This window comes from Streptomyces sp. NPDC056479 (assembly GCF_042795335.1).
Lineage (GTDB): Bacteria > Actinomycetota > Actinomycetes > Streptomycetales > Streptomycetaceae > Streptomyces.
In genome coordinates, this window is sequence record NZ_JBHTRZ010000006.1 from 120,743 (window position 1) to 145,217 (window position 24,475).

The 24,475-nt window shown below is 70.7% G+C and carries 19 protein-coding genes and 1 tRNA gene; 13 read left to right on the top strand and 7 right to left on the bottom strand.

Annotated features, from left to right (window positions below; translation table 11 throughout):
• Positions 1–146 precede the first annotated feature (146 nt).
• The gene (locus ACFQ6S_RS23970) at positions 147–2,717 is read right to left on the bottom strand and encodes an ABC transporter permease (RefSeq protein WP_383413270.1); all 2,571 of its coding nucleotides are present in this window, start codon (positions 2,715–2,717) and stop codon (positions 147–149) included.
• Positions 2,714–3,502, bottom strand: coding sequence for an ABC transporter ATP-binding protein (locus ACFQ6S_RS23975; RefSeq protein ID WP_383413273.1), 789 nt, complete (start codon positions 3,500–3,502; stop codon positions 2,714–2,716). The genes ACFQ6S_RS23970 and ACFQ6S_RS23975 overlap by 4 nt, the downstream gene beginning before the upstream one ends.
• 391 nt (positions 3,503–3,893) lie before the next feature.
• On the opposite strand from ACFQ6S_RS23975, the gene ACFQ6S_RS23980 reads away from it, so the two are divergent.
• The gene (locus ACFQ6S_RS23980) at positions 3,894–5,486 is read left to right on the top strand and encodes an MFS transporter (protein ID WP_383413276.1); all 1,593 of its coding nucleotides are present in this window, start codon (positions 3,894–3,896) and stop codon (positions 5,484–5,486) included.
• 95 nt (positions 5,487–5,581) lie between these two features.
• On the top strand, positions 5,582–6,079 hold the full coding sequence (locus ACFQ6S_RS23985) for a GNAT family N-acetyltransferase (protein ID WP_383413279.1): 498 nt from the start codon (positions 5,582–5,584) through the stop codon (positions 6,077–6,079).
• A gap of 16 nt (positions 6,080–6,095) precedes the next feature.
• Here ACFQ6S_RS23985 and ACFQ6S_RS23990 read toward each other — a convergent pair whose 3' ends face one another.
• Entirely contained in the window at positions 6,096–6,683 is a 588-nt protein-coding gene (locus ACFQ6S_RS23990) for a hypothetical protein (protein WP_383413282.1), read from the bottom strand.
• Positions 6,684–6,865: 182 nt separating this feature from the next.
• Between ACFQ6S_RS23990 and ACFQ6S_RS23995 the strand changes: the two genes are divergently transcribed.
• The 3 genes from ACFQ6S_RS23995 to ACFQ6S_RS24005 all read left to right on the top strand — a co-directional run bounded on the left by ACFQ6S_RS23995 (position 6,866) and on the right by ACFQ6S_RS24005 (position 11,648).
• Entirely contained in the window at positions 6,866–9,283 is a 2,418-nt protein-coding gene (locus ACFQ6S_RS23995; protein WP_383413283.1) for a hypothetical protein, read from the top strand.
• Positions 9,284–9,507: 224 nt separating this feature from the next.
• A complete protein-coding gene (locus tag ACFQ6S_RS24000) occupies positions 9,508–10,041 on the top strand; it encodes a DUF485 domain-containing protein (protein WP_383413287.1) in 534 nt (177 codons plus the stop codon).
• The gene (locus ACFQ6S_RS24005) at positions 10,038–11,648 is read left to right on the top strand and encodes a cation acetate symporter (protein ID WP_383413289.1); all 1,611 of its coding nucleotides are present in this window, start codon (positions 10,038–10,040) and stop codon (positions 11,646–11,648) included. The genes ACFQ6S_RS24000 and ACFQ6S_RS24005 overlap by 4 nt, the downstream gene beginning before the upstream one ends.
• A 66-nt stretch (positions 11,649–11,714) precedes the next feature.
• Here ACFQ6S_RS24005 and ACFQ6S_RS24010 read toward each other — a convergent pair whose 3' ends face one another.
• The 3 genes from ACFQ6S_RS24010 to ACFQ6S_RS24020 form a co-directional block, all read right to left on the bottom strand.
• A complete protein-coding gene (locus tag ACFQ6S_RS24010; protein WP_383413291.1) occupies positions 11,715–12,602 on the bottom strand; it encodes a cellulose-binding protein in 888 nt (295 codons plus the stop codon).
• A 264-nt stretch (positions 12,603–12,866) separates the two neighbouring features.
• A complete protein-coding gene (locus ACFQ6S_RS24015; RefSeq protein WP_383413294.1) occupies positions 12,867–15,728 on the bottom strand; it encodes an SUKH-4 family immunity protein in 2,862 nt (953 codons plus the stop codon).
• Positions 15,729–15,736: 8 nt separating this feature from the next.
• Positions 15,737–16,732, bottom strand: a complete 996-nt coding sequence (locus ACFQ6S_RS24020) for an SMI1/KNR4 family protein (RefSeq protein WP_383413297.1) — start codon at positions 16,730–16,732, stop codon at positions 15,737–15,739.
• Positions 16,733–17,040: 308 nt separating this feature from the next.
• Between ACFQ6S_RS24020 and ACFQ6S_RS24025 the strand changes: the two genes are divergently transcribed.
• Complete coding sequence (locus tag ACFQ6S_RS24025) at positions 17,041–17,565, top strand: YwqJ-related putative deaminase (RefSeq protein WP_383413299.1); 525 nt, start codon at positions 17,041–17,043, stop codon at positions 17,563–17,565.
• Between the two features lie 79 nt (positions 17,566–17,644).
• On the top strand, positions 17,645–18,139 hold the full coding sequence (locus tag ACFQ6S_RS24030; RefSeq protein WP_383413302.1) for an SUKH-3 domain-containing protein: 495 nt from the start codon (positions 17,645–17,647) through the stop codon (positions 18,137–18,139).
• Positions 18,140–18,159: 20 nt separating this feature from the next.
• Here ACFQ6S_RS24030 and ACFQ6S_RS24035 read toward each other — a convergent pair whose 3' ends face one another.
• On the bottom strand, positions 18,160–19,494 hold the full coding sequence (locus ACFQ6S_RS24035) for a sensor histidine kinase (RefSeq protein WP_383413304.1): 1,335 nt from the start codon (positions 19,492–19,494) through the stop codon (positions 18,160–18,162).
• Between the two features lie 207 nt (positions 19,495–19,701).
• Here ACFQ6S_RS24035 and ACFQ6S_RS24040 point away from each other — a divergent pair.
• The 6 genes from ACFQ6S_RS24040 (at position 19,702) to ACFQ6S_RS24065 (ending at position 24,415) form a co-directional block, all read left to right on the top strand.
• Positions 19,702–19,773, top strand: a tRNA-Gln gene (locus tag ACFQ6S_RS24040).
• Between the two features lie 118 nt (positions 19,774–19,891).
• Positions 19,892–21,340: a bifunctional UDP-N-acetylglucosamine diphosphorylase/glucosamine-1-phosphate N-acetyltransferase GlmU gene (glmU, locus tag ACFQ6S_RS24045; RefSeq protein WP_383413307.1), complete on the top strand. Its 1,449-nt coding sequence runs from the start codon at positions 19,892–19,894 to the stop codon at positions 21,338–21,340.
• A 77-nt stretch (positions 21,341–21,417) separates the two neighbouring features.
• The gene (locus ACFQ6S_RS24050; protein ID WP_383413310.1) at positions 21,418–22,398 is read left to right on the top strand and encodes a ribose-phosphate diphosphokinase; all 981 of its coding nucleotides are present in this window, start codon (positions 21,418–21,420) and stop codon (positions 22,396–22,398) included.
• A gap of 167 nt (positions 22,399–22,565) precedes the next feature.
• Positions 22,566–23,162, top strand: coding sequence for a 50S ribosomal protein L25/general stress protein Ctc (locus ACFQ6S_RS24055; protein ID WP_383413313.1), 597 nt, complete (start codon positions 22,566–22,568; stop codon positions 23,160–23,162).
• Positions 23,163–23,258: 96 nt separating this feature from the next.
• Complete coding sequence (gene pth, locus ACFQ6S_RS24060) at positions 23,259–23,861, top strand: aminoacyl-tRNA hydrolase (RefSeq protein WP_383413315.1); 603 nt, start codon at positions 23,259–23,261, stop codon at positions 23,859–23,861.
• A 65-nt stretch (positions 23,862–23,926) separates the two neighbouring features.
• On the top strand, positions 23,927–24,415 hold the full coding sequence (locus ACFQ6S_RS24065) for a hypothetical protein (protein WP_383413318.1): 489 nt from the start codon (positions 23,927–23,929) through the stop codon (positions 24,413–24,415).
• Positions 24,416–24,475: the final 60 nt, after the last annotated feature.

Below are 24,475 nucleotides of genomic sequence, written 5' to 3' on the forward strand. Positions count from 1 at the left end.
AGGGGAGAGAAAAAAAAAAAAGAGAGGAGAGCCCCACCAAAAGCAAAAGGGAGGCGCTCCTGTGCGCCCCCCCCCCCCCCCCCCCCCCGGGCCCCTCCCCCGCAACCCCCGTCCGCGGTGGTCAATCGGGCCGGGCGACCGCCCGGCTACTCGGTCGCGATCGCGTTCAGTACGTTCATCCGGCCCGCCCGGAACGCCGGGATCAGTGCGGCGAACAGCCCCACGAACGCCGAGCCGATGAAGACTCCGATGATCGTCGGCCACGGGATTTCCAGGACGTTCAGGCCCTCCAGAGCCAGCAGCTTCTGGGCGGTCGCGCCCCAGCCCATGCCGAGCCCCAGACCGAGCAGGGCACCGAAGAGGGCGATGACCACCGACTCCATGCGGATCATGCGGCGCAGCTGACGGCGGGAGAGGCCGATCGCGCGCAGCAGGCCGATCTCCCTCGTCCGCTCGACCACCGACAGCGCGAGGGTGTTCACCACGCCCAGGACCGCCACGATGATCGCCAGGGCCAGCAGGCCGTAGACCATGTTCAGGAGCTGGCCGACCTGGTCCTTCAGCTCCTCCTTGTAGTCGGTCTGGTCGCGGACCTGGTACTGCGGATAGCCGTCGAGCGACTTCTTCAGGGCCGCGTACGCCGCCTCCTCCTGGCCGTCCTTCGCCTTGCCGAACATCATCACGTTCTGCGGGATCCGGTCGGCGGGGAGGTACTTCGACAGGGTCTCGATACTCATGTAGCGAGCGCCCTGGTCGATGGCGGTGTCGTCGTCCGTGATGGCCGCGACCTTCAGCTCGGCCGTGTCGCCGCCCTTGAAGGCGACGTCGATGGTGTCGCCGACCTGTACGCCGTGCTTCTTGGCGTAGTCGGAGCCGACCGACATGGCGTCCTTGCCGTAGGCGGCGGAAAGCGTGCCCGCTGTGGTCGTACGGCGCAGGTCCTCGGCGTACGTCGGGTCGGCGGCCGTGATGCCGCTGTCGTCGGTCTTGCCGTCCGGCGAGGTCAGGGTGGCGTCGACGTCCTTGTAACGGGTGACGTGGGCGAGGCCGGGCGTCTGCTGCATGGCCTTCTCGGCCTGCGGCACGAAGTCCTGCTGCTCGCTCATGACGATGAAGTCCGCGCCCACCGACTTGTCCAGCTCACTCGTCGCCGAGGCGACCATCGAGGAGCCGACCACCGACAGACATGCCACCAGCGCGAGGCCGATCATCAGGGCCGCGCCCGTGGCGCCGGTACGGCGCGGGTTGCGCAGGGCGTTGCGCTCGGCCATGCGGCCCACGGGTCCGAAGGCCCGCAGCAGGACCGCGCTGATCACCCGGACCACCGCGCCCGCCAGCAGCGGGCCGATGACCACGAAGCCGATCAGGGACAGCACCACACCGCCGCCCAGCATCAGCGCCCCGTCGCTCGCCTTGTCGGCGGTGGCGGCCGCGTAGAGCGCGAAGGCGCCACCGCCGGCCAGCAGCAGCCCGATCAGGCCGCGTACCCAGCCCGCCTTGCCGTCGGCCGGCGTACCGGCGTCGCGCAGTGCGGCCATCGGGGAGACCTTGCCCGCGCGGCGGGCCGGGAGGTAGGCGGCCAGCACCGTGACCACGACGCCGAGGATCAGGCCGACGACCGGGGTCGTCACCTTCACCGTCAGATCGTCGGTGGAGAGGTTCATGCCGGCCATCGACATGAGCTTCATCAGGCCGACCGCGATACCGACACCGGCACCCACGCCCAGGATGGAACCGACGAAGCCGAGCAGCAGCGCCTCCACCAGCACCGACCGGTTGACCTGCCGGCGCGAGGAGCCGATCGCCCTCATGAGGCCGATCTCGCGGGTGCGTTGGGCGACCAGCATCGAGAAGGTGTTGATGATCAGGAAGATGCCGACCAGGAACGCGATCCCGGCGAAGCCGAGCATGGCGTACTTGATGACGTCCATGAACGCGCCGACGTCCTTGCGGTTCTCGTCGGCGTTCTCCTTGGCCGTCTGGATCTTGTACGTGCCGTCCAGGGCCTGCGCGACGTCCTGCTTGAGCTGCGCGTCGCTCACTCCGGCGGCCGCCGTGACGGAGACCTGCGTGAAGCGGCCGGTGGCGCCGAGCAGGGTGCGCTGGGCTGTCTCGGTGTCGAAGTAGACGACGGCCGCGCCCGGATTGGTCACCTTCCAGGAGGCGATGCCGACGATCCGAGCGCGGATGTCGCCGGTGGCGGCGATGGTGCGCAACTCGTCGCCCAGCTTGAGGTCGTGCTTGTCCGCGGTGTCCGCGTCGACCATGACCTCGGTGGGTCCGCGCGGGGCGTGCCCGGAGGCGATCTCCATGGACTTCAGGTCGTTCCTGGTCCAGTTGCCGGCGATGGTGGGAGCGCCGGTGGAGGAACCCATGTTCTTGTTCTCGGAGTTGACGACGGTCACGCTCGACGAGCCGACCGAGCCCTCTGCGTCCTTGACGCCGTCCACGGCCGCGACCTGCTCGACGGTCGAGGCGGGCAGCGAGACGGGCTTGCCGGTGCCGGAACCGTTGTCCTCGTCCTTCGCCTCCTTGGGGCTGACGGTGACGTCGGAGGAGGTGACGGCGAAGAGCTTGTCGAACGTGGTGTTCATCGTGTCGGTGAACACGAGCGTCCCGCACACGAACGCGACGGACAGCAGCACCGCCACCGCCGACAGGGCCATGCGCCCCTTGTGCGCGAAGAAGTTGCGCATGGACGTCTTCAGGACGGTCATGACGTACGCCCCCGGGCGTCGAAGTCCTTCATGCGGTCCAGGACGGCGTCGGCGGTCGGCTTGTACATCTCGTCGACGATGCGTCCGTCGGCGAGGTACAGCACCCGGTCCGCGTACGAGGCGGCGACGGGGTCGTGCGTGACCATCACGATGGTCTGCCCGAGCTCGTCCACGGACCGCCGCAGGAAGCCGAGGACCTCTGCGCCCGCGCGCGAGTCGAGGTTTCCGGTCGGCTCGTCACCGAAGATGATCTCCGGCCGGGCGGCCAGGGCGCGGGCGACGGCGACGCGCTGCTGCTGGCCGCCGGAGAGCTGGGTGGGCCGGTGCTTGAGTCGGTCGGAAAGTCCAACTGTGTCGACCACGCGACCGAGCCACTGCTTGTCCGGCTTGCGGCCCGCTATGTCCATGGGCAGCGTGATGTTCTCGATGGCGTTGAGCGTCGGCAGCAGGTTGAACGCCTGGAAGATGAAGCCGATCCGGTCCCGGCGCAGCTGCGTGAGCTTCTTGTCCTTCAGCCCGGTGATCTCGGTGTCGTCGAGGTGGATCTGGCCGCTGGTGACGGTGTCGAGCCCGGCGAGGCAGTGCATCAGGGTGGACTTGCCGGACCCCGAGGGACCCATGATCGCGGTGTACTGACCCCGCGCGATGTCCACGTCCACATGGTCCAGGGCCACGACACGGGTCTCCCCCGACCCGTACGCCTTGACGACCTGCCGCGCCCGCGCGGCAACGGCCGTACGCCCTCCAGTACCCCCGTGCCTGGGAATGGTCACAGCCGATGTCACGGTATGTCTCCTAAGTCGGTCAGCAGGTCGGTCACGAGAACCGCTACGACGGTCAGTCTCGTGGTGGGAGAGGGCCCGGCGCGCTGGTGCCCGGCCCCGTCTTGTGCGGGGGAAAACCCCACCCCCACAGGTTCGGAAAGCCGCCCCCCAGCGGCATAAAGCCAGGTTAAGGACGCACCCCGTGCCCTCTCGTCCTCCGGCGGTACCAACCCTCCCCGAGACCTAGTACGGAGGTCCCCCTAGGGGCCGTCCACCCTTCGGTGGAGCGCGCGTCGGGGTTGTCTCCACCCTCGGACGCATCGAGCCTCCACCCTCCCGCGGCGTCAGGTTCAAGTGGGAAGCTGTTCGGCGGCAGATAGGTGCAAGGGGAAAGCAACAGGAGAGGACCCCGGTGGGCAGTACGAGACCCGCGATACGCGACACCGCACGGCGCACCGGAACCGACCGGCGGGGGCCCGTCGTAGCGGCCCTGATGCTCGCGATGGCGCTGGCCGCGCTCGACGCCACCATCGTCTCCACGGCCGTACCGCAGATCGTCGGCGACCTCGGCGGCTTCTCCGTGTTCTCCTGGCTCTTCTCCGGCTATCTGCTCGCCGTCACGGTGACCCTCCCGGTCTACGGCAAGCTCTCCGACACCTTCGGCCGCAAGCCGGTGCTGATCGCGGGCGCGGCGGTGTTCCTGCTGGGGTCGCTGCTGTGCGCGGTGGCCTGGAACATGGGGGCCCTGATCGCGTTCCGGATCGTGCAGGGACTGGGCGGCGGCGCCCTGCAGGGCACGGTCCAGACGCTGGCCGCCGACCTGTATCCGCTCAAGGAGCGCCCGAAGATCCAGTCGAAGCTGTCCACGGTGTGGGCGCTGTCGGCGGTGGCCGGACCGGGGGTGGGCGGCGTCCTGGCGGCGTACGCGGACTGGCGCTGGATCTTCCTCATCAACCTGCCCATAGGGGCGGTGGCGTTGTGGCTGATCGCGCGTCATCTGCACGAGCCGGAGCGGGAGAGGACGGGTACGCGCGCGCGTGTCGACTGGGCGGGCGCGCTGGCGGTGTTCGCGTGCGGGGGCGTGCTGCTGACGGCGCTGGTGCAGGGCGGGGTGGCGTGGCCGTGGCTGTCGGGACCGTCCTTCGCCCTGTTCGGTATGGGACTCGCCCTCGTGGCGGTCGTGGTGATGGTGGAGCGCAGGGCGGCCGAACCGATCATCCCCGGGTGGGTGTGGCGGCGCCGGACGATCGCGGCGGTGAACCTGGCGCTCGGTGCGCTGGGCCTGCTGATGGTGGCACCTACGGTGTTCCTCCCCACGTACGCCCAGGCCGTCCTCGGACTGGCGCCGGTCGCGGCCGGATTCGTGCTGTCCGTCTGGACGTTGAGCTGGCCGGTGTCGGCGGCCTTGAGTCAGCACGTGTACCGAAGGATCGGCTTCCGCAACACTGCGATGCTGGGGATCGGAACGGCCTCCCTGATCCTGCTGGCCTTCCTGTTCCTGCCGTATCCCGGTCAGGCCTGGCAGCCGACGCTGCTGATGCTGCTGCTGGGAGCTGCGCTGGGGCTGTTCCAACTGCCGCTGATCGTCGGCGTGCAGTCGACGGTCGGCTGGTCGGAGCGGGGCACGGCGACGGCCTCGGTGCTGTTCTGCCGGCAGACGGGCCAGACGGTGGGCGCGGCGGTCTTCGGCGCGGTGGCCAACGGCGTACTGGCGTCACGGCTCGGCGGGGCGGGCGACCTGGACTCGGTGACCCGGGCACTGGACTCCGGTGGCAGGGCCCCGGAGGCCACCAGGAGGGCCATCGCCGACGCGGTGCACGCCGTGTATCTGGGCGCGTCCTGCGCGGCGGCGCTGGCCTTCCTGGTGCTGTTGCTGCTGGCGCCGCGGCGTTTCCCGGTGCTCAAGGAGGTCGGCGATCAGGCCGATGACCGGGCCCCCGATGACGCCGTCGTCGAGGGAGTCGTTGAGGGCGTCACCGACGGCGTCAAGGAGGACGGACGCTGACCTCGGGGGGGCGTAGGCCAGGGGTGCCGAGTGGCGGTGTCCCGGGCTCCTCCCCCGTCGGACACGTCCCCGACGCCCTCACCTACCCTTTCCCCATGCTGACCCTGGAGCGCCTGCGCGCCGACCACGCGGACGCCGTGCTGGCCTTCGAGCGCGAGAACCGGGAGTACTTCGCCCGTACGGTGCCGGACCGCGGGGACACGTACTTCGACCCCGCGGGCTTCGCGGCCCGGCACGAGGCGCTGCTGGCCGAACAGGACGCCGGGGTCTGCCATTTCCACGTCGTACTCGACGACGGAGGACGTCTCGTCGGGCGGATCAACCTGGTCGACGTCGAGGAAGGGTCGGCCGAACTCGGCTATCGCGTCGGCGAGTTCGCAGCCGGCAAGGGCGTCGCCACGGCGGCGGTGGCGGAGATGTGCCGGGTGGCCCCTACGACGTACGGGCTCACGTCGCTGGTCGCGAAGACCACGCTCGACAACTTGGCGTCCCGGACCGTGCTGGAGAGGAACGCCTTCATCGCCGTGGGGGACGTGACGATCTCGAGTGAGCCCGGGGTCCGCTATCGACGCGCGCTTCTCCCTCAGGGCTAGAAAGGGCCAGAAAGGGCTAGAAAGCGATCTCCTCGACCAGGCCGGCAAGAAAGCCCAGCACGCCCACCCCGACGCAGACGACGACTCCGCCCATCAGCCGTTCGGCCACCTTCTCGCGCCGCGAGAGCACCCGGCCCGGGTTCGGCCGGCCCGACTGGGGCGGCCGTACGGCCATGTACGCGAGCCAGCAGAGGATGGCCGCGGCAAATCCGATCTGCCACAGCTCGTCCGTGACACCGCGGATCCCTGCCCGCTGAATCGTCTCCGGCTCCAGCCCCTGCCGCGCCGCGAACTCGGTGCCGTCCGGGTAGTCGTGCCCCGTGTCCTCGAGACGTACATAGACCGCGCCGTCCGCGCCGCCGCCGTCCGGCGTGAAGTCGCCGTAGCAGGAGATGTCGGAGTTCTTACGGCTGGCATCGGTGTCGTGGCAGCTGGCCACCTTGTACGTGCCCGGCGTTCCGTAGACGCCCACGGAGAGGGCGAGATCGGTGGTCGCGGTGACCACCCAGAAGGTGGCGGCGAAGGCGATGACGCCGCCGCCGAGCCAGAGGAACACCCTGGCCACCGGGCCTCGGGTGCGGGGGACAGTGCGGGAGTCGGCCATACGGAACTGCGTTGTCCTTCGGTGGGGGAACCGGCGTGGGCCCGAATGACTGATCACCGGGACGCCCTCGGCACCCTACCTGCGCCTCCGTCGGCCCCTAGGGCCCACCCCGCACACCTTCTCCGGGACCGTCCGCCCTCCCGTATGACGTGCTCCCCGGTCCGCCCCTGTCTGCTGAAGTCATGGACCTCAACAGGCGAACGGCGATGGCGGCAGGGCTCGTTGCGGCGGTGACGGCGGCGGGCGGCACCCGACGGGGCGCCGCACACGCGGCCGGCCCGGCGGCGATCACGGTCCCCGGCGAGTCCCCTACCCGCACCAACATCCCTGTCGCCCGCGACCGCCGCGCCTCCGGCGGCCGCCACCTCGCTCTGCTGACGACCGGACAACCCCCGGCGGACACCGGCTGGTACGCCACCTACCGCGTCCGCGTCCCGCAGGCGGGGCGGTACGCCCTGACCGCTGTGGCGATCGCCCCCGTCGAGACCCCGCACACCGAAGCGGTCGGCTCCTACCTCCAGCTCTCGGTGAACGACGGACCGTTCAGCGAGCTCGCCCGCTCGCAACCCCACTGGTACGCGTCCCCACCCGCCTGGGGAGACCTGTCCGTACTGGATCTCGGCTCGTGGGAACTCCGCGGCGGGGGCAACGCGTTCTGCTTACGAGTCGTCGAGCCGACGATCCTTGACAACAGCATCATGTACGTCCTGTCCCTGGACCACCTTCTCCTGCGCCCCCTGCCCGGAGGTCTCGCTCTCTGCCAGGCATCCGTCTCCCGTCACCGCGTCGGCGAGCCCGCTCGTCTGCGCCTGACCCTCAATGGCCGCGCCGCCCGCCCGCATCCCGTTCACTACGCCGTCACCGACTACTTCGGCCAACGGGTCGCCGCCGGCCGCACGGCCATCCCCGCAGGCCGCAGGACCACCACCGTCGCCCTCCCGGCCGACCTCCCGCCCGGCCACTACCGCATCCGCACGGATGACGGCACGACCGGCACCTTCGCCCGCCTTCCCGCCCGCCGTCGCTCCGGGACCACCGACGTGACCGCCAACCGCTTCGGCGTCAACCTCTGGGCCTCCTCCCTCATCCCGCCCTCCCGGCTGCCCGAATTCGCCGCCGCCGTACGCGACATGGGTGCGGGATGGATCCGTGACGGACAGTCCTGGCCGGTCGCCGAACCCGCGCCCGGCGTGTACGACACCGCGCACCACGACCGGGCCACCCGTGTCCTCCGCGCCCACGATCTCGCCGTCCTGGACGTGCTCTCCCCCGCCCCCGAGTGGGCGATGACCGACGCCTCGCTGCCCCTCCCCGCAGACCTGCGTCACGCGTACCGCTACGCCCGCCGCCTCGCACTGGCCTGCCCCGAGGCGCTCCAGCTCTCCAACGAACCCGACGTCGACACCACCAGCAGCACCGGCGACGCCCACGCGGCCTTCGTCAAAGCGGCCGCGCTGGGCATCAAGGACGCCTGCGACGAGCCGCCGCTGGTCGTCCTGCCCGGCATCGCGCAAGCCGGGCCTTTCCAGGACCTGATGCTGGCGAACGACGTGGTCCGGTACGCCGATGTGTGGGCCTTTCACGGGTATCCGGATCCGTGGGAGCAGGACGAGCCCGAGTTCCCCGGTGCCGCGGACGAGCAGCACGCACTCGCCCGGCGGCACGGGGCGGCTGGGGAGGTACCGCTGTGGATGACCGAGTGCGGGGCCTTCCTGACCACGCCGGGGGATCTGTCCGCCGCGCAGGAGCGGGTGCAGGCGCGGTACCTCGTGCGTTCGATGGTGGAAGGGCTGGCCGCCGGGAACGGTCGGCAGTTCTGGTTCGCGGGGCCGCCGCTGCACGACGACGGCGTCTATTTCGGGTTGTTCGACCGGGACTTCGGGCCGCTTCCCGCGTACAGCGCTTTCGCCGCGCTGACTTCGCTGCTGGGCGCCGCGCATTTCAGGGGGCCGGTGCGCCAGCTGCCCGCCGGGGTGCGGGGGTTCGTCTTCGACGACGGGTGCGGGCAGCGGGTGACCGTGGTGTGGAGTGAGCGGCACGCGCGCGTGCGGGTGCCGGGGGTGCCCGGGGTGGCGTACGACGTCATGGGGCGCCGGATGACCGAGTCGGGCTCGGAGGTCGTCGCCTCGCCGGATCCCGTCTACCTCGTCTCGCGGGCCCGTCCTTCCGACGGAGGCGAGGCGGATGCGGGGATCCGTCGCCGGCCCGGCTGCCTCTCCCCGGCCGAGCACATCGTCCTCAGCCAGCGCTACTCCGCCCGCAATGCCGCTCCCGGCAAGGACAACGGCGACGCGCCGCCGCCTTACGGATACCGTCTCGGCCGTCGTACGCGCATGAGCCTCGATGTCTACAACTTCGGCGGCTCGGGGCGGTACGTGCGTGTCGCGGCGGAGGCGATGGGGGCGGGCTGGTCGGTCCGGCCCGCGACCGGGTCCGCCACGCGTGTGTGGGTGCCCGCGGGAGGGCGGGTCGGGGTGGAGTTCGTGATCGTGGCGGGGCGGCCGGTGCGTCGGAGGGTCGACCGTCGGTTGACGTTCGGGGCGCGGCTCGACGGTGGCGGTGAGGTGCCCGGCACCGTCGGGCTGGTGCACCTGAAGTAATGCGGTCGTCGCCCTCAGTCGCAGCACAGGCACTTCAAAAGTCTGAGTTAACGGCGGTAACACCCCAGGTCAGACACGGTTCCGCATAGCAAGCGCGTACCGACCACTCAGTTTGCTGAAACCCTCGCGTTTGTCAGTACTCCGCAGTAACGTGCGTGGCTCGCCCGCCCCCCACCTCCCTGCGGTCCGCCAACCCGGACCCGAGCCACGCAAGGAGTCCCGGGATGTCCTCCCCGCACGACCCGCAATACCCGCACGATCGGTACGGCCGGCAAGACCAGTTCGACCCGTACGACCGACAAGGCCCATACGAACCCTACGAACGGTTCCAGCCACCCCTGTCTCCACCTCCCTCGTACGCCACCTATCCGTGGCAGCCATCCGCCCCACCCCACCCACCCGAATCCGCACGGCACCGAACCCCCGACCACCCTCCCCTCGGGCACCACAGCGACCTGCGGATCCTGCGCAGCGCCTACCGCTGGCAGCGGCGCGTGGCGACGCTGACCGCGCTCGGGTACTTCACGCTGTTCCTGATCCTGTCCGCCTTCGCGCCCGGGTTCATGACCAGCACGGTCACCGACGGCCTGCCCGCAGGGCTGCTGCTCGCGCTGCTGCAACTGCCCGTCACCTGGCTGGCGATAGGCCTGTACGAGCACACCGCCCGCCGTTACGTGGACCCGATCGCGGACCGGATCCGCAAGGAGGCCGCGGTGGAAGCCAAGCGTGAGGCCGGCAAGAGGGGAGCGGGCCGATGACGAACTTCAGCGGAGACGCGCAGGCGATGTCGCTGGTCGCGTTCTGTGTCGTCGTCACCATCACGTTGCTGCTCTGCGTGATGACCGGCCCGGACCGGGACGACCTCGACGAGTTCTACACGGGCTACAGCTCCCTGTCCCCCATGCGCAACGGCCTGGCGATCGGCGGCGACTACATCAGCGCGGCCACCGTGCTCGGGACCACCGGTGTGGTCGCGCTGTGCGGTTACGACGGGATCGTGCTGGCGTTGAGCACGGCCCTGTCGCTGATGCTGCTGATGTTCCTGCTGGCCGAACCGCTGCGCAACGCGGGCCGGTTCACGATGGGCGACGCGCTGGCGCGCCGGATGCCGGGGCGGGGCGTACGGATCGCCGCGTGCGCGGTGACGCTGGCCGCGCTGGTGCCGCTGATGCTGGTGCAGCTGGCGGGGACCGGGCAGTTGCTGGCGTTCATCCTGGGGTTCTCGAGCGACTCCCTGAAGACGGGGTGCGTCATCGGGCTGGGTGTGCTGATGATCAGCTACGCGGCCATCGGCGGGATGAAGGGCACGGCCCTCATCCAGATCCTGAAGATGGTGATGCTGCTCGGCTCGGGCGCCGTGGTCGCCCTGCTGGTGCTGCGGCGGTTCGACTGGGACCCCGGCGCGCTGTTCAACGCGGCGGCCGAGCAGAGCGGCGTCGGCTCGGCGTTCCTGGAGTCGGGGCTTCAGTTCGCGGGCAGCCCGTATCCGCGCCTGGACATGATCAGCTCCCAGCTCGCGGTCGTCCTCGGCGGCGCGGTTCTGCCGCACATCACCATGCGGATGTACACGGCGACCGGTGCGCGTCAGGTGCGCAGGTCCATGTCCTGGGCGGTGTCGAGCGTGGCGCTGTTCGTGCTGGTGATCACGGTGGTCGGCTTCGGGGCGACGGCGCTGATCGGGCGGGAGGTGATCGCCGGGGCGGATCCGCAGGGCAACACGGCGTATCTGCTGGGCTCCAGGGCCGTGTTCGGCGCCGAGGTCTCGACCGCGGAGAGCCTGCTCTTCACGGCGGTCACCACGGCCATCTTCCTGACCGTGCTCGCCTCGGTGGCGGGCATGATCCTCGCCTGCGCGAACTCCCTCGCGCATGACCTGTTCGCCACACGGATGCGGGAGCTGTCCGGACACCGCGAGATGGCCCTGGCGCGGCTGGCGGCGCTGGCGGTGGGCGTCCCCGCGATCGTGCTGGCGACCATGGTCCAGCACCGCAGCCTGCAGCCCCTGGTGACCCTGTCCTTCACGCTGGGCGCCTCGGCCATCGCGCCGGCCCTCGTCTACAGCCTCTTCTGGCGCAGGTACACCAGGGCCGGCCTGCTGTGGACCCTGATCGGCGGCTCGGCGGTGGTGCTGGTGCTGATGCCGTGGACCAATCTGGTCTCCGGATCGCCGGTGGCAGCCTTCCCCGAGGCCGACTTCAACTGGTTCCCGTTCACGACACCCGGGCTGGTGTCGATCCCGGCCGGGTTCCTGCTCGGGTGGCTGGGGACGGTCGTGTCGGGACGGCGGCAGTCGGAGGAGCAACGGCGGCAGTACGAGGCCGTGGAGGGCTGGATTCTGGCGGGGGCGGTGCGCAGGGGGAACTGAGCGGCCTCGGGTGGTCGGCGGCGGGGGCGGTGGCACGGCCGGTTCCGTGGCCGGTGCCGCCGTCGGTCACTCCAGCGCGGTCTGGCCCGTGAGTGCCGTGAGGCTGTTGCGCATCTGGCCGATGTGGGTCCGTACGTCGTCCCACATCTCCCCGTGTTCGCGCAGCACCTGTTCCGTCTCCCGGGCGATCTCGTCCGACCGCTCCCGGGCCTGCGTGACCAGTTCGGTCGCGCGGGCCTGCGCCTCCTCCTCGGCCCGCCGGGCCGAGATCTTGGCGTCCGCGAAGATCTGCTTCGCCTCGACCAACGACGCCTCGGCCCGGGTCTGCCGCTCGTCCTCCGACGTCCTCTGCGCGGTCCGCCGCTCGTCGGCCTGCCGCCGGAACTCGGCCCACCGCTCGCCATGGTCCCTGGCCTGATCGGTGAGCATCCGGGTGGTCCGATGCCGCAGCTCGCGCAGCGCGAGGAGTTCCAGGCCGCGCTCCTCGCGCACCGTGCGCCGGGCCGCGACCCGGATCTCGTCCGCCTCGGCACGTGCCGCGACCAGCCGCTCATCGGCGTACTCGTCGGCCTCCGCGACCAGGGCGTCGGCGTGCGCCTGCGCGGCGTCCCGCAGACCGTTCACCCACGTCTGCACCTCGTCCTTGAGGCGCTGAGCCTCCTGCCGTGCGCCCTCCGTCAGGGCCTCGGCCTCCTCCCGCACCAACTCGAACAGCCGATGCGCGCTCTCCCCCAGCGATTCGTACGTCTGCGGGCCGAGCTCCGCCACCGCCTCCCGCAGCCGCTCCGCCTCGGTCTCCATCTCCTTGGCCAGCACGGTGAGCCGGGCGGCCCGTTCCCAGGCGGCGTCCCGGTCGTGGAAGAGGGCGTCGACATAGGCGTCGACCTGTTCGGGACGGTAGCCACGCCCTCGTACGACCACGAAGTCGTGGAGCGAGACCGGTGCGCTGCTCATCCTGAGAACCCCTCTCGGCCGGCCGGATACGAAAATGATGATTTAGCGCACATCTTGATGTATCGGGTGGAGGCCTTCATAACGCGACACTCCGGGCATGGGGGAGCCCAGGGAGGGGGCAGAGAGGCACGGCAGGGGGCATACGAAGGGGCCGGCTCCCGGTCGTACAACCGGGAGCCGGCCCCTTACGCCCCGCCCGCCGCCGCCGTCAGCGGCAGCCGGTCGGGGTCACGACGGACAGTCGGGCGAACCAGTCGGGCGGCGTCACAGCAATCCGTCCCACATCTGCTCCAGCAGCACCGACCACCAGCTCTCCGGCGAGCCGAGCGCCGCCGGGTCGAAGGCGGCGAGCTGGGCCTGGAAGTCGACGGTCCAGCGGCCCGCCTGCTCCTGGTTGAGGCCGAAGCGAAGCCGCCACATCCGGCCGAGCAGCGCCAGGCAGCGCTGGAACTCGGGCAGGCCCGTGTTCACGAACTGCGGCGGTACGGGCGCACCGCCCGGGCCGGCCTCCACCGGCACGGCGACGATGTTCGCCGTGCCGTACTGCACACAGATCGCCTTGCCGAAGTCGCTGCCCATGACGAGGTACGACCCCGCGTCCGGCGCCGGCTGCACCCCGCGCTCCTGCGCCAGCTCCGCCAGCGTCGGAACGGGCCGCCCCGGCTGGGCCTGCGCCCAGAAGAACGGGCCCATGTCCATCGGCAGCCCGCCGACGACCAGGCAGTGCGCCACGAGCGGCGGTACGCCCTGCCGGGACACGGCGGCCTGCTCGAACCGGAAGATGCCCGGCCCGAACGCCCCCGCCAGCTCCTGCGCCACGCCCTCCGGCGGAATCGGCGGCGCGGCCTGCACCTGCGGCAGCGGCGCGCGCACCGGTGCCGGACGGGCGGGGCCGTCGGCGACCTCGTGCAACTCGCCCTGGTGGGCGAGCAGCTGCTGCATGCCCTGCTGCCGGCTCGCGTGATCCGTGCCGTACGGCGCGATCGACGTGATGCGCGCCTGCGGCCACTGCTCCCGGATCATCCGCGCGCAGTACGCGCCCGGCAGCTCGCACGACTCCAACTCCGTGTGCAGCTCCAGGACCTGGTCCGACGGCACGTTCATGCCCCGCAGCTCATGGAAGATCTGCCACTCCGGGTGCGGCGTACCCGGCGCCGAACGCCGGATCAGCTGCTGCTCCGAGCCGTCCTGCGCGCGGTAGCGCAGGACAGCCTGGTAGCCGGGGCCGACGGTCGGCTGGCCGGTGGGCTGCGGCGGGTAGCCGTACGACGGCTGGCCCGGGGCGGGCTGGCCGGGCCCGGCGTGCCCGAGGGGCGGCGCGACGGCGCCCGGCGGCATGGGGGGCTGAGGTGCGCCGGCCATGCCCGGGGCACCAGGCGTGCCGAGGGCACCGGGAGCGCCGGGAGGCGGCATCCCCGGTCCCGCCGGGGGCATACCGGGGGCACCCGGCGGCATGCCGGGAGCGCCCGGAGGCTGCGGCGCACCTGGGGCCTGCGGCGGCGGAGGCATGCCGGGACCGCCCACCGGGGGTCCGGACAGCACGGTCTCGGCGTGGTGTACGGCACCTCCCGCACCGCCGGAGGCTCCGGGCGGGATCGGAGCACCGGGGGCACCCGGCGCCCCGGGGAAGCCCGGAGGCTGCGGCGCGCCAGGCATGCCCGGGGCACCCGGAGTACCAGGCGGGTTGGGGAGGCCGGGCGGGTTGGGCGCCCCAGGAGCACCGGGCGCACCGGGCGCACCCGGAGGCTGCGGCGCACCCCCCATCCGGTTCGGGTCGGCCAGGACGGTGGCGGCATGGTGCACCCCACCCGGGGGCGTACCGCCGGGCGTGCCGGGCGGGTTGGGCGCGCCAGGAGGCTGCGGCGCGCCGGGCATACCGGGCGCACCCGGGGCACCGGGCGGCTGCGGAAGGCCAGACGGGCCAGGCGGGTTCGGGACACCGGGACCCTGCGGAGCCCCGGGCCCGGCAGCGCCCTCCGGCCCCTCGGGCCCGAGCGCCGACACGAGCTGCGTGGGCACGTACCCGCCACCCGAGGCATCCGGAGCACCCGGGGCCGACGGCGGTGCGGGAGGCGTACTCCCGGCCGGCGCACCCGGAACACCCGGCGCACCCGGCGGCGGAGGCGGCGTCGCCCCACTCCGAGGCCGAGGGGGCGCCGCCTTGCTCGTGGCGGCGTCGGCGATGTCCGCAGCGTGCGGCGCGGGCGGCTGCCCCGGACCGCCCGGAGCCTGCGGGTAGCCGTAGGAAGGCGCGGGCGGCGGCGTCGAACCCGGCGCGGGCGCACCCGGCGGAGGCGGCGTACCAGGACCACCGGCACCGGCACCGGGTCCCTGCGGATACCCGTACGAAGACGCGCCACCCGGTCCGGAAGCCGCCGCACCGCCCTGCGGCGCCCCGGCCCCGTTCGCATCGTCGAGCGCCGGTGACACGGCCGTCGACGGCAGCTGGCTGCCACCCGACATCAGCGCCGTCTTGGCGTCCGGCGGCACACTGTCGTCGCCGCTCAACGGCGGCGCGAACACCGTCTCGGGCAACGGCACGGAACGGTCCTCACCGACATCGGCGTTGGTGTCCGTCCCGGCCCAGGGAGTGGCCCCGACCGGCACACCGGGCGCCCCGGGCGGCGGAGCCGGCGAAGAGCCGGCCGCCGAGCCGACCCCCACCGGGGGCCCGCCCAACGTCTCAGGAAGCGGCCCGGCACCGGCCTCGGCATCGCCCGACCCCGAACTGCCGTCCCCGTCCCGCCCCTCAGGTGCCCCCAACCGGTCCGCGGCCTCCTGCAGCCACTCCGGCGGAGTCAGCAGGAACGACGTCTGGTTCAGATCCACCCGCGCCGGAGCGGCCGGCGCCGGTTCCGCGGCCGCGACACGGCCGTACTCCTCCTCGTAGCGGCGGATCACCTCGCCCACCGGCAGCGCCGGCCACAGCGTGGCCTCGCCGCTGTCCCGGGCGATGACCAGCCGCTGCGCGCCGGCGTCCGAACGCGGCCCGTCCGCACGGTCCTCGCCCCACACCACGAACCCGCGCTCGAACTCCCGCACCCGCACCTCACGGTGCTGGTACGACGGCACATCCCCGTTGATCCACTCCTCGGCGCGCTCCTGCGCCTGTGCGAACGTCACCATCGCGAAGCTCACTCCCCCACAGCCGCGGCCACGGCAGGCACCGCACGCGCGAACCCACCGTCGACCATCAGATTCGCCACCGTCTCCAACTCCGGCGGAGAACCCGCCAGCCGGGACAGAAACGCGTCGAAGTCCTCACCGCAGGGCACCAGCAGCCGCTCCACGCGGTCGGCCGGCGGCCACGAGGGATCCACGTCCCGCGCGTCGTCGTACGCGCAGAACCACACCGAACCGATCCGCTCGCCCTTCACCTTCACGGCCAGCAGCCCACCCTGGACAAAACCAACACCCAGGTAGTCCTTGGTCAGATGATCGCGCAGGCACTTGTTGACGTAGACCAGGTCATTGACCGCCGCCTCGTCCCGCACCGTGAAGAACGGCTGGTCGATCAACAACCCCAGCTCCGCGTCCAGCGCCGTCCCCACCGGAGCACACCCGCCGGCCGCCTTCAGAAAGGACCGATAGGCACCCGGCAGCCGGTATCCGAGATCCTCCTCGACACCCAGCGCCTGCGCCTCCGTCACCGCCACACCCGACTTCGGCAGCCGGAAGTGCGCGGGCCGCGTCTCCTGCAACGGCCGCGTCCCACGCTTGTGGTGGTCCACCGCCGACGTCGCGATCCCGCCGTGATGCCGCAGCAACGCCTTCACCTCGACCGGAACGAGCTCCAGCCGCCGCGAACCCACCACGTGATGCCAGGTCCAGCCATGCGGCGTCGCCACCGCGGGGACGGTGTCCCACAGTTCGTGCCCCGATGCCGCCAGTGCCGCGTTCGCCGACACATAGTCCGTCAGCCGCAACTCGTCGACCCCGAAACCCTCCGGGGGCTCCGCGATCTCCACCGCCGCGCGCGCGTACGGCGAGAAGTCGGGGTAACCACGCTCGTCGACGCGTACCCCTCTCGGGTGACGGGACGCCCGTACCGGATCCGGGAAATGCACGACCTGCCCGGCGTAGGCCGCGTTCGGCGGCGCGGCTTGCTGCCCGAGCCGACCTGTCGTCATGGCGGTTGCCCCCTGCGGCGTTCTGATACGCGCCAGCATGACCACTCTCGGTCACAACGCCACGTATCGACTGTCTCGTCTGCGCCCACGCGTCATCGCATGGAAAGCGGTGCCGACAGCCTATGCGGTACGAGGACACCGGTCACCGGCGCCGGTCACACCCCCCTCCGCTTCCGTGACCAGCCGTCACCCTGCCGTGACAGCCTGCCCAAACCCGGGCGTGTCGCGTCGCCCCAGCTTCCGCACCCGCCACGGCATTTGGCACTCTGTGACGTCCGAGAGCATGCCCGGGGGATGCTCGGGAGGGGATGATGATCATGAACGCGACGCAAACAGGGCCACACGCGGCGAGGTCCGGGGACCCCCGCATCGGCTGGAGCGCCACCGAGAACCCCCACGCCCCCGCCCTTCGCCACCGCCGCGACGGCATACTCCCCACCGTCGCCGCCGCCCTCTCCGTCCGCGGCGCCACCCTCACCGGCACCGCCGCCCGCGGCGACCAGCCCCCCGAACTGCATCACCTCGTGCAGGACTTCCTCGACACCCTGACCAGCGGCGAACGCGACCGCTTCACCGGCCGCTGCGCCGAGACCATCCTCATCTCACGCCACATCGCCACCGCGGACGCCGCCCGCAGCAAACGCGCCGCCCGCAAACCCATGACCAACGGCGAAGCGCGCAAAGTCCTCAAGCAGGCCAAGCTCACCGCCCGCCGCATCCGTGAGGACGGCGACCCCCTGCACGGCAGCTTCGCGGCACCCTGCCGCGCCTGCACCGCCCTCAGCGACCACTTCGGCGTCCGCATCGTCGACCCGGCCACGGCGGACGGCTGATCACCCCGCCCCCGCCACAGCACACCCGCCGCCCATCAACCCCCCGCACATCCCGTAGGCGCCGACGAACCAAGGGCAGATGCACACCGACCGCACCTCCACCACCCGTTTCCCCGTCCCCGTCGACGCCGCCCTGCGCGCCGCCGGCTGGCAGCCCGGACGCTGGGACATCAAACAAGCAGAGGTCTGGGCCGACACCCTGCGCGAGCACGCATCACCCGCCGGTCACCGTCACGCCGTCTTCCCTGCCGCGGTCGAGGCCTGGGCCGAATTCGGCGGCCTGCACATCGCGCCCACCGGCCCCGGCCGCCAGGTCGCGCCCGCAAGCCTCCACTTCGACCCGCTGCACGGTCTGCACATGGCCCGCACCCTCGGCGACCTCGGCCGCGCCCTCGACACCGAGGTCTGCCCGCTCGGTGCCGAGACGGACACCCAGGCCCTCCTCGCCATCGACGCCGAAGGCCGCGTCTACACCCTCGACCACACCGGCGACTGGTACCTCGGCCCCGATATCGACCAGGCCCTCTCCGGCCTCGTCACCGGCATAGAACCGGTACGCCTGACCGCGGGCTGACCCACCGGGCGCCACGGCGACTACGCGGCCGGAATCACCGCCGACACCCGAAAACCGCCCGCGTCCGTCGGCCCCGACACAAACACCCCGCCCAGCGCCGAGACCCGCTCCTTCATCCCCACCAGGCCATTGCCCCCCGAGGGCAACCGCACCGACGACGCCGACGACAACTCCGGCGGCGGCTCGTTCTCCACCTGCATCGCGATCTCGGACACCCGATGCGCGAGCCGCACATGCGTCTTGGCACCCGCCGCGTGCTTGTGGACGTTCGTCAGCGCCTCCTGCACCACCCGGAACGCCGTCTGCTCGATCTCCGGCGCATAGGACCGGGTCTCGCCCTCCACGGACAGATCCACGACCATGCCCGCGGCGGCGGACTGCCCGATCAACTCGTCCAACTCGGACAGACACGGCCCCTCGGCGGCCGACTCGTCCCCGCCGACCCGCTCCCGGTCCGCCGCCGCGGCGGCCGCGGCCCCCACAGCGGCAAGGGGCACGACCGCCCGCTGGACCTTCTCCGCAGCCACACCCCCGCTGCGCAGCACCCCGAGCATCTCCCGCAACTCGGTCAGCGCCTGCCGGCCCATGTCGCCGACGAGTGCGGCGTTCTTCACGGCCTTCTCGGGATCCTTGCGGGCGACCGCCTGCAACGCGGCGGCATGCACCACCATCAGGCTCACCCGATGAGCGACGACATCGTGCATCTCGCGTGCGATGCGCGTCCGCTCCTCGTTGCGCGCCCACTCGGCCCGCTCCTCCGCCCGCTCCGCGAGCAGCTGAAGCTCCCGCTCAAGACTGTCCGCGCGCTCCCGCAAGCTCTCCATCAGCCGCCGCCGCGCCCCCACGTACAAGCCGAGCAGCAGCGGCGGCGCGGTCACGCCGAGAGCCGTGGTGAGCGAGGCGAACGGGACCACCCAGTCCCCGAAACTCAGATCCCCCCGGTCCACGCCCTGCCGCACCCACACGAACGTCACGATCAACGTCCCGACGAACGACATCCCGGCCAGCGAGGCGATGATCCGCCTCGGCAGCTCGGAAGCGGCGAGCGTGTACAGCCCGACGATGCCCAGCAGAAACCCCATCTGAGCGGGCAACACGGCGATGGACACCAGAACGACGGTGATCGGCCACCGGCGCCGCAGCACCAGCACCGCCCCCGCCAGCACCCCGAACACGACCCCCGCGGCCACCGGTATCCCGGCATCCCCCGCGAACCGAACCCCCTCGATCCCGCACTCCAGCGCCGATACGACACCCAGACTCACGTCCAGTACCGCACTGCGCACCCGACCCCACCACAACGGCCCCGCCCTCGGCGGCGGGACCTCGGCGCGCTCTTCCCCCGTCGTGGTCATGCCTCCAGCCTACGGGCCGCCGCACGTCCATTTCCGGGGAGTTTTGACGACTGGCCTACACCACACTGCGTGACCGAACGTAAACGAAACCACCCGATATCCCAGCGCGAAGACCGTCGATCCACCGTCGCATGGAGGGCACCCGGTACGGCATAGTGTGGGGTGCCGACTCGGCGGCCTGACCAAACGTCCGGTTAGTCGAGATTTTCCCCCGTGGTGTAATTGGCAGCACTGTGGCTTTTGGTGCCATCTGTCCGGGTTCGAGTCCTGGCGGGGGAGCACATACTCGGAGCGGGTCCTGACTGCAGCAGCTCAGTCGGGACCCGCTCTCATGTCCCCCACAAATCGCCCCGGTATCCTGCGGATGTCACCCCACGCCACATCCGAAGGGCAAACCGTGAGCGCCATTCGCCCGGCAGCCGTCGTCGTTCTCGCAGCGGGTGAGGGCACCCGTATGAAGTCGGCCACACCGAAGGTCCTGCACGAGCTCTGCGGACGCAGCCTCGTGGGGCATGTGCTCGCCGCCTCGCGTGAGTTGGACCCCGAGAATCTCGTCGTCGTGGTCGGCCACGCCCGCGAGCAGGTCACCGCGCACCTCGGCGAGATCGACCCCGGCGTACGCACCGCCGTGCAGGCCGAGCAGAACGGCACCGGGCACGCCGTACGGATGGCCCTGGAGGAGCTCGGTGGTGGTGTCGACGGGACCGTCGTGGTCGTGTGCGGCGACACCCCCCTGCTCGCCGGCGAGACCCTGACGCATCTCGCCGCCACCCACTCCGCCGACGGCAACGCCGTGACCGTGCTGACGGCCGAGGTGCCGGACGCGACCGGTTACGGGCGGATCGTGCGCGACGGCGCCTCCGGTGCCGTGACCGCGATCGTCGAGCACAAGGACGCCACCGAGTCGCAGCGCGCGATCCGCGAGATCAACTCGGGTGTCTTCGCGTTCGACGGGCAGCTCCTCGCGGACGCCCTCGGCAAGGTCCGCACCGACAACAGCCAGGGCGAGGAGTACCTGACCGACGTCCTCGGCATCCTGCGCGAGGCCGGTCACCGCGTCGGTGCCTCCGTGGCCGCCGATCACCGTGAGATCGCCGGGATCAACAATCGTGTGCAGCTGGCCGAGGCCCGCCGGATCCTCAACGACCGGTTGCTGACCGCCGCCATGCTCGCCGGTGTCACCGTCATCGACCCGGCGACGACCTGGGTGGATGTGACCGTCACCTTCGAGCGGGACGTCGTCGTCCAGCCGGGCACCCAGCTGCAGGGCGCCACCCATCTCGGTGAGGGCGCGGAGGTCGGGCCGAACAGCCGGCTGAAGGACACCAGGGTCGGCGCGGGGGCGCGGATCGACAACACGGTGTCGGACGGCGCGGTCGTGGGCGCGCAGGCGAGCGTGGGGCCGTTCGCCTATCTGCGGCCGGGGACGCGGCTGGGCGCGAAGGGCAAGATCGGTACGTACGTCGAGACGAAGAACTCCTCGATCGGTGAGGGCACGAAGGTGCCGCACCTGTCCTATGTCGGTGACGCGACCATCGGTGAGTACACCAACATCGGTGCGGCGAGCGTGTTCGTGAACTACGACGGACAGGACAAACACCACACCACCGTGGGCTCGCACTGCCGTACCGGTTCGGACAACATGTTTGTGGCTCCTGTCACGGTCGGGGACGGTGCGTACACCGCCGCCGGGTCCGTGATCACGAAGGACGTACCGCCCGGTTCGCTGGCCGTGGCCCGTGGTCAGCAGCGGAATATCGAGGGTTGGGTGGCTCGAAAGCGTCCGGGCAGCGCTGCCGCGAAGGCGGCGGAGGCGGCTTCGCGGCAGGTGGAGAGCGAAGACTGACCAGAAACGGGCGCGTCAAACACGGCGTACCGTGATAAGTGCACACCCAGCTGAGATACCTCTGAGGAGACAGTGCTGTGACCGGGAACAAGACGACCGGCGAGAAGAAGTTGATGTTCTTCTCCGGCCGCGCCCACCCCGAGCTTGCCGAGGAGGTCGCCCAGCAGTTGGGGGTGGGGGTCGTTCCGACGAAGTCCTTCGACTTCGCCAACGGCGAGATCTACGTCCGCTACCAGGAGTCGGCCCGCGGCGCGGACTGCTTCGTGATCCAGAGCCACACGGCTCCGATCAACCAGTGGATCATGGAGCAGTTGATCATGATCGACGCGTTGAAGCGGGCGTCGGCACGGTCCATCACCGTCATTGTGCCGTTCTACGGTTACGCCCGTCAGGACAAGAAGCACCGTGGACGTGAACCGATCTCGGCGCGTCTGATCGCGGATCTGATGAAGACCGCGGGTGCGGACCGCATCCTCACGGTCGATCTGCACACCGACCAGATCCAGGGCTTCTTCGACGGTCCCGTCGACCACCTCTTCGCCCTTCCGCTGCTCGCGGACTACGTGGGCCGGAAGGTGGACAGGGAGAAGCTGACGGTCGTCTCCCCCGACGCCGGGCGGGTGCGCGTGGCCGACCGCTGGTGCGACCGGCTGGGCGCGCCGCTGGCGATCGTGCACAAGCGGCGCGACAAGGACGTGGCGAACCAGGTGACCGTCCACGAGGTCGTGGGTGAGGTCAAGGGCCGGGTGTGTGTTCTGGTCGACGACATGATCGACACCGGTGGCACGATCTGCGCCGCGGCGGACGCGCTGTTCGCGCACGGTGCGGAGGACGTCATCGTGACGGCGACGCACGGTGTGCTGTCGGGTCCGGCGGCGGACCGGTTGAAGAACTCGCGGGTGGGCGAGTTCGTGTTCACGAACACGCTGCCGACGCCGGGCGAGCTGGCCCGGGATCTGGACAAGCTGACGGTGCTGTCGATCGCTCCGACCATCGCGAGCGCGGTGCGTGAGGTGTTCGAGGACGGCTCGGTGACGAGCCTGTTCGACGAGCAGTAGAGATCCTTTTGGGTGCGGCCTCCCCTTCCGAGTAGACTGCTTCAGTTGCTCGGCGAGGGAGGCCGTTCCCGTTGTGGGATTCGGTGCTCCGTTATCGACGCGCTCTTCGTAGCAGGCCGTTCGTGGCCGGGTGACCACGTCCGTTCCTATTTCTACGAGGAGTGATCATGTCCGAGGTCAAGATCTCCGCCGAGACCCGCACCGAGTTCGGCAAGGGTGCCGCCCGTCGTATCCGTCGTGACTCGAAGGTCCCCGGTGTCCTGTACGGCCACGGCTCGGACCCGCTGCACCTGACCCTCCCGGGTCACGAGCTGCTGCTCGCGCTGCGTACGTCGAACGTCCTGATCGCCCTGGACATCGACGGCAAGACCAACGAGCTGGCGATCCCGAAGTCCGTGCAGCGTGACCCGATCAAGGGCTACCTGGAGCACGTCGACCTGCTGCTGGTCAAGCGCGGCGAGAAGGTCACCGTCGAGGTCCCGGTCCACGCCGAGGGCGAGCTTGCCGCCGGTGGCAACCTGCTGGAGCACGTCCTGAACGCGCTGCCGGTCGAGGCCGAGGCCACGCACATCCCCGAGTCCTTCACGGTGTCCGTCGAGGGCCTGGAGGCCGGCTCCTCCGTCCTCGCCAAGGACATCAAGCTGCCCAAGGGCACCACGCTGGCCGTCGAGGAGGACACGGTCGTCCTCCAGGTCCTGGCCGCGCAGGCCGAGGAGGCCCCCGAGGGCGAAGAGGCCGAGGGCGAGGAAGTCGCCGAGGCCTGATCCTCGACTCTGGCAGAGGCGTGATCCTCGGCTCTGTCATCGGTTCGTCAGCCGCTGTTCCCGCTGGGGGCAGCGGCTGGCGCGTATCAAGGAGACATGGACGTGACGACCGATCCGAGCGCCCCCTGGCTGATCGCCGGCCTCGGTAATCCGGGACCCGAGTACGCCATGAACCGGCACAACGTCGGGTTCATGGTGGCGGATCTGCTCGCCGGGCGGATCGGGGGGAAGTTCAAGCGGGCCGGCAAGGCTCAGGCGCAGGTGATCGAGGGGCGGATCGGGCCGCCGGGGCCGATGAACCGACGGGTGATCCTGGCCAAGCCGATGTCGTACATGAATCTCTCGGGCGGGCCGCTGAACGCGCTGCGGGACTTCTACAAGGTGCCGTTGGGCAACATCGTGGCGGTTCATGACGAGTTGGACATCGACTATGGCACGCTGCGGTTGAAGCTCGGTGGTGGGGACAACGGGCACAACGGGTTGAAGTCGATGACGAAGGCGATGGGTGCGGACTATCACCGGGTGCGGTTCGGGATCGGGCGTCCGCCGGGCCGTATGCAGGTCGCGGACTTCGTGTTGAAAGACTTCTCCTCGACGGAGCGCAAGGAGCTGGACTACTTCGTGGACCGCGCCGCGGATGCCGTGGAGTGTTTGGTGATCGAGGGGTTGGAGCGGTCGCAAAGCACGTACAACTCGTGACTTGTCCGTCCACCCGACCGGACCCAAGTTGACCGAGCGCATGGGCATGGCCAAGGATCGCGGCCATGCCTTCTGCCGTTGTTTCCAGTCGGGGAGCTTTCACCGCGCTGCGGTTCGGGCGGTTCGCGGCGATGGGTACGGTCGCGGTGCTGATTCTGATCGCGGGTGTGTGGGCCTCCTGGGGCACCGCTCATCATGTGATGCTCACCAAGGGCCGGGAGAGCGGCACGATCGAGGTGACTCGGTGCGGCGCGGACACGTGCAGCGGGCCGTACACACCGATCTCCGAGGGCTCTCGGCGGCGCGAGTCGGTCGTCATCGAGAAGAACGTGGCCGTGCGCAAGGGGCAGACGTACACGGTCGTGGTGAAGCCGGGCAGTGACGAGGTCGTACGGTCCGGTCCTGCGGGCGTTCTCTATGCGTGGGTTCCGCTGGGTGGGGCGCTGTTGCTGGCCTCGGTGGTGGTCGCGGGCGGGTTGCGGCGGACACGGCTGGCCTGGGTGATGGCGGGGTCGGGGACCATGTTGCTGACGGCGGCATTTCTGGTGGTTTGAGGGTTCTGGCCTCCTCCTGGCCCGTGGAGGAACTGTGTGTTCCCTGTTCGTGATTGACCT

Excerpts from the sequence above, each read along its gene's own strand:
- ACFQ6S_RS23970 (WP_383413270.1), bottom strand. The coding sequence starts at position 2,717 with ATGACCGTCCTGAAGACGTCCATGCGCAACTTCTTCGCGCACAAGGGG.
- ACFQ6S_RS23985 (WP_383413279.1), top strand. The coding sequence starts at position 5,582 with ATGCTGACCCTGGAGCGCCTGCGCGCCGACCACGCGGACGCCGTGCTG.
- ACFQ6S_RS23990 (WP_383413282.1), bottom strand. The coding sequence starts at position 6,683 with ATGGCCGACTCCCGCACTGTCCCCCGCACCCGAGGCCCGGTGGCCAGG.
- ACFQ6S_RS23995 (WP_383413283.1), top strand. The coding sequence starts at position 6,866 with ATGGACCTCAACAGGCGAACGGCGATGGCGGCAGGGCTCGTTGCGGCG.
- ACFQ6S_RS24000 (WP_383413287.1), top strand. The coding sequence starts at position 9,508 with ATGTCCTCCCCGCACGACCCGCAATACCCGCACGATCGGTACGGCCGG.
- ACFQ6S_RS24005 (WP_383413289.1), top strand. The coding sequence starts at position 10,038 with ATGACGAACTTCAGCGGAGACGCGCAGGCGATGTCGCTGGTCGCGTTC.
- ACFQ6S_RS24010 (WP_383413291.1), bottom strand. The coding sequence starts at position 12,602 with ATGAGCAGCGCACCGGTCTCGCTCCACGACTTCGTGGTCGTACGAGGG.
- ACFQ6S_RS24015 (WP_383413294.1), bottom strand. The coding sequence starts at position 15,728 with ATGGTGACGTTCGCACAGGCGCAGGAGCGCGCCGAGGAGTGGATCAAC.
- ACFQ6S_RS24020 (WP_383413297.1), bottom strand. The coding sequence starts at position 16,732 with ATGACGACAGGTCGGCTCGGGCAGCAAGCCGCGCCGCCGAACGCGGCC.
- ACFQ6S_RS24025 (WP_383413299.1), top strand. The coding sequence starts at position 17,041 with ATGATGATCATGAACGCGACGCAAACAGGGCCACACGCGGCGAGGTCC.
- ACFQ6S_RS24030 (WP_383413302.1), top strand. The coding sequence starts at position 17,645 with ATGCACACCGACCGCACCTCCACCACCCGTTTCCCCGTCCCCGTCGAC.
- ACFQ6S_RS24035 (WP_383413304.1), bottom strand. The coding sequence starts at position 19,494 with ATGACCACGACGGGGGAAGAGCGCGCCGAGGTCCCGCCGCCGAGGGCG.
- ACFQ6S_RS24055 (WP_383413313.1), top strand. The coding sequence starts at position 22,566 with ATGTCCGAGGTCAAGATCTCCGCCGAGACCCGCACCGAGTTCGGCAAG.
- pth (WP_383413315.1), top strand. The coding sequence starts at position 23,259 with ATGGACGTGACGACCGATCCGAGCGCCCCCTGGCTGATCGCCGGCCTC.
- ACFQ6S_RS24065 (WP_383413318.1), top strand. The coding sequence starts at position 23,927 with ATGCCTTCTGCCGTTGTTTCCAGTCGGGGAGCTTTCACCGCGCTGCGG.